At 35.0% G+C, this 2,894-nt stretch carries 2 protein-coding genes and 1 pseudogene; all 3 read right to left on the bottom strand.

Annotation, left to right across the window (positions count from 1 at the left end; translation table 11 throughout):
- Positions 1-142 precede the first annotated feature (142 nt).
- Positions 143-1,390, bottom strand: coding sequence for an NAD(P)/FAD-dependent oxidoreductase (locus WBN21_RS05920; RefSeq protein WP_424198392.1), 1,248 nt, complete (start codon positions 1,388-1,390; stop codon positions 143-145).
- Between the two features lie 58 nt (positions 1,391-1,448).
- Positions 1,449-2,459 carry a 4-hydroxyproline epimerase gene (locus WBN21_RS05915; protein WP_424198390.1) on the bottom strand — a complete coding sequence of 337 codons (1,011 nt, stop codon included), beginning with the start codon at positions 2,457-2,459 and terminating at the stop codon, positions 1,449-1,451.
- 28 nt (positions 2,460-2,487) lie between these two features.
- Positions 2,488-2,894, bottom strand: a pseudogene (locus tag WBN21_RS05910) (aldehyde dehydrogenase (NADP(+))); the annotation flags it as partial.

Here is a 2,894-nt window from a genome sequence, read left to right as displayed (position 1 = left end):
TTTACCAAATGAGCCATCGGTTTGATTGCTTCTAGTTCTGCTTCAGCAGTTGATCCTCCAATTCCAATAGTGCTCATAATTTTTCTATTTTATTATTTATTCAAACCTTTAAAGCGTTTTAAATTTGATGGTACCGCATCATCTAAAACATTCTGTCTATATGATAATTATCTAAATCTAATGATGGTTTTTGTTCCGAAATAATTTCAGAAACCAATTTCCCAGTTCCTGTTGCCATTGTCCAGCCCATCATAGCATGACCGGTTGCAATAGTCAAATTTTTACATTTTGAAGATTTACCAATATAGGGCAATCCATCGGGTGAAACTGGTCGTAAACCACATGCAGCATGGTTCTTTTCTTTGGTAGTTAAATTAATTTCAGGATAGTATCGGTTAGCCGCATCAGCAATGGCTTCCACTCTAGCCTTATTTATATTTTGATTTATTCCTGCTATTTCCATGGTTCCTGCAAATCGCGTCATTCCATTCATTGGTGTAACGGCTACTTTTGCTTCGGCTAAAATGGCTGGAATGGTTATTCCTGTTGGGCTTGTGGTATTAATGCGATAACCTTTTCCTGCCTGAACTAATAGGCCAATACCTAATTTTTTACTTAATAAAGGTGCCCAAGATCCAGTTGCTAAAACAAATTCATCAGCTTTTAAAATTTGTTTATTGGTAATAATTGATGCTATTTTCTGATTTTCAACTTCCAAATCTTGAACCTTTTCATTGGCATAAAAAACAACACCTCCACTTTTTAGATATGCCTTCATTTCCTCCATAAATTCTTGTGGTGTAGTATGGGAATCACATTTATAATAGGTGGCTCCTTTTACATTAATCTTTAAACCTGGTTCTAGCCTATTTAATTCTGGAAGGCTGATTTCTTTAGCATCCAACCCTTCTTGCACGGCTAAATTGGATGTTTTAATTTCTTCTTCTAGCATTTTATCAGTTTGGCATAACATGAGCAAACCTTTTTTTTCATAATGAAATGAAAACTTTTCATCTTTTTTTATATCATCATATAAATCTTGACTTAAAAGTGATATATTTTTAATAACCGGTATTGCTTTTTTTACATGTTGCGCATTACATGATTTATTAAAAGCCCAAACCCATTTTAAAAAATCAGCATCCAGCCTTGGTTTAATGTAAAGCGGACTTGATTTATTAAACATCCATTTAAGCCCTTTTTTCATAACACCAGGCGCAGATAATGGAATAATATGACTTGGCGATAAATAACCCGCGTTTACATAAGATGCGCCTGAATCTAGATTGGACTGATCGACAATAGTTACATGATATCCTTCTTTTTGAAGATAATAGGCAGAACACAACCCTATGATTCCGCCTCCAATAATTACAACTTTTTTAGACATTCAATAAAATATTTTAAAATATCCCGAAGCATGTTCGGGATGATTTGATTTTTACAAATCAAATCACTTGAAATCCATACGCATAAGGATCGTCTTCATCATCAATAGAAATGGTGTTGTGACCAAAAACCTTTGCCCAACCCTGGATGGTTGGAACTATGGCTAACTTCCCATCTAAAATTGTTTCCTTTTCAACGCGTCCAATAAATTTACTACCAATAAAACTTTCGTGAATAAAAGGCTCATTAAGTTTTAATTTTCCTTTTGCATACAACTGGGCTAATCGTGCTGATGTTCCTGTGCCACAAGGACTTCTATCAATAGCTTTGTCGCCATAAAACACCGCGTTTCTACCAGATGAATTGGAATCTAATGGGCTTCCTGTCCACATTAAATGCGACACATTTTTAATTGTATCGTTTTCAGGATGCACAAATTTATTTAGATATTTTTCATTAATTCTGTCCCGAACTACCTGTGAATATTGAATAATTTTTGAAGCCGTAAAATCATGCACTCCAGAAAAATTTTTCTGAGGATCTACAATAGCATAAAAATTTCCGCCATAAGCAACATCAAATGTAATATTGCCTAATTCTGGGCAATCAATAGTTAAATTTTCAGCAGCTAAATAGCTTTTTACATTGGTTAACTTAACCCATTCTACCTTATTATTAGTTTGTTTGTATTCAATTTCAACTAAACCTGCCGGCGCTTCCATTCTAATTTTTCCTAGAACTTTTGGCGAAATTAAACCTTCTTCAATAGCAATAGTAATGGTTCCGATGGTTCCATGTCCGCACATGGGCAAACAGCCAGATGTTTCAATAAACAGTATAGAAAAATCATTTTCTGGATTATGTGGTGGATACAAAATGCTGCCACTCATCATATCGTGGCCACGCGGTTCGAACATGAGGCCTTTTCTAATCCAATCGTATTCTTTTAAAAAATGTTGACGCTTTTCGCTCATGGTTTTTCCAAGCAATTTTGGACCACCTTCTTTTATAACTCGAACTGGATTTCCGCAAGTATGCGCATCAATGCAAACAAAAGTATGTTTTGCCATTATTTAGATGATATATTCAAATACGTTCCTATATTTTATTTTCAGTTCTTTTTCCATTAACCAATCTGGAAATACCTAATGGATTTTCATTTTTTAGTTCGTCTGGAAGTAACTCATTTGGCCAATCTTGATAACTAAATGGCCTTACAAATCGTTTTATAGAATCCACACCAACCGCCGTAAACCTAGAATCGGTTGATGCCGGATAAGGACCACCATGTTGCATAGAAGGACAAACCTCAACACCGGTAGGCACACCATTAAAAATGATTCGTCCCACTCTATTTTCAAGTGCATTTACAATGTTTGAGTGTGCACCAATTTCGTTATCATCAGAAATTATTGTTCCCGTTAGCTGACCTTCTAAATTTGAAATTATGGTTTCCAATTGCCGTTCGTTTTCACATTGAACAACTAATGAAAACGGTCCAAAAA

It is taken from the genome of Algibacter sp. (assembly GCF_049667265.1).
Classification (GTDB): domain Bacteria; phylum Bacteroidota; class Bacteroidia; order Flavobacteriales; family Flavobacteriaceae; genus Algibacter_B.
This window is presented reverse-complemented; position numbering and strand designations above follow the sequence as displayed.

Bases quoted from the DNA above. Each gene is read 5' to 3' on its own strand.
- WBN21_RS05920 (WP_424198392.1), bottom strand. From the start codon at position 1,390: ATGTCTAAAAAAGTTGTAATTATTGGAGGCGGAATCATAGGGTTGTGT.
- WBN21_RS05915 (WP_424198390.1), bottom strand. From the start codon at position 2,459: ATGGCAAAACATACTTTTGTTTGCATTGATGCGCATACTTGCGGAAAT.